A 1,108-nucleotide genomic window follows, 5' to 3' on the forward strand; every position below is an offset into this window, starting at 1 on the left:
TCGGCCAGCGCGACCACCGCGTCGGGCGTGAGCGCCTCCTTGCGCCGCACCTGGGACCAGCGGTCCTCGCCCGCGTCGTCCACCAGGTAGGGAAGGTCGGTCTTGCCCGGGTCGCCGACGTAGAAGAGGTAGCCCAGCATCGGCACCCGGTCGCGCTGCCGGCCCTCGCCCAGGAGCTCGGCCACGGGCAGCCCGAGATGCTGGCCGTGCAGGTCGAGCAGGGTGGACTCCAGGCCCGTGACCGCGTGGACGGTCGTGCGCAGGTCGAACGTCTGGGCGCCGCGCCCGCCGGCGTCCCGGTCGGCGAACCGCGCCGCCACCGACCGCAGCAGGCTGCGGTAGCGGGCCACGGGCTGGCCGATCAGCAGCTCGGCCGCCTCCGAGACGGTCCGGCGGATCGCCTCGCCACCGGGCACCTCGCCGAGGCCGGTGCGCCCGTCGGAGTCGGTGGTGATGACGACGTTGCGGGTGAAGAACGGGCCGTGGGCGCCGCTGAGGTTGAGCAGCATGCTGTCGTACCCGGCCACCGGGACGACCTCGACGCGCTGGATGGTGGGGGTCATGGTCTAGCTGATCTTGTTGATGAGGGCGGTCAGTTCGGCGAGCTCACCGTCGGTGAGGTTCTGCAGCGGCGGGCGCACCGGTCCGGCCGGGCGTCCCACGGCGGCCAGGCCCGCCTTGATGATCGACACGGCGTACCCCTTCTGGCGGTCGCGGATGTCCAGGTACGGGATCACGAACTCCCGGATCCGCCGGTAGACGGCCTCCCGGTTCTGGGCCCGGACGTCGGCGTAGAAGTCGAGCGCGTACTGCGGCACGAAGTTGAAGATCGCCGAGGAGTAGGTGCTCATGCCGAGCTGGAGCAGCGGCAGCGCGAACGTCTCGGCCGTGGGCAGGCCGCCGATGTAGGCAAGGCGGTCGCCGACGGAGGCGTAGATGCGCGTGAGGTGCTCGATGCTGCCGACGCCGTCCTTGAACCCGACGAGGTTCTCGTTCCGGTCGGCCAGGGCCGCGACGGAGCGGTCGTTCAGGATCGCGTTGGCCCGGCTGTAGACGACGACGCCGAGGTTGGTGGCGCGGCAGACCGCGGAGACGTGCTCGACCAGAC

At 71.6% G+C, this 1,108-nt stretch carries 1 protein-coding gene and 1 pseudogene; both read right to left on the reverse strand.

Going from position 1 to position 1,108, the window contains the following annotated elements; genetic code table 11:
* Window positions 1-563 (reverse strand): annotated as a pseudogene (gudD, locus tag AB0J09_RS65530) (glucarate dehydratase); the annotation flags it as partial.
* Window positions 564-566: 3 nt separating this feature from the next.
* Window positions 567-1,108 (reverse strand): dihydrodipicolinate synthase family protein (locus AB0J09_RS65535; RefSeq protein ID WP_360714683.1); only part of this gene is annotated, 542 nt, incomplete at its 5' end.

The sequence above is a fragment of the Nonomuraea sp. NPDC049784 genome (genome assembly GCF_040659615.1).
Taxonomy (GTDB): Bacteria; Actinomycetota; Actinomycetes; order Streptosporangiales; family Streptosporangiaceae; genus Nonomuraea.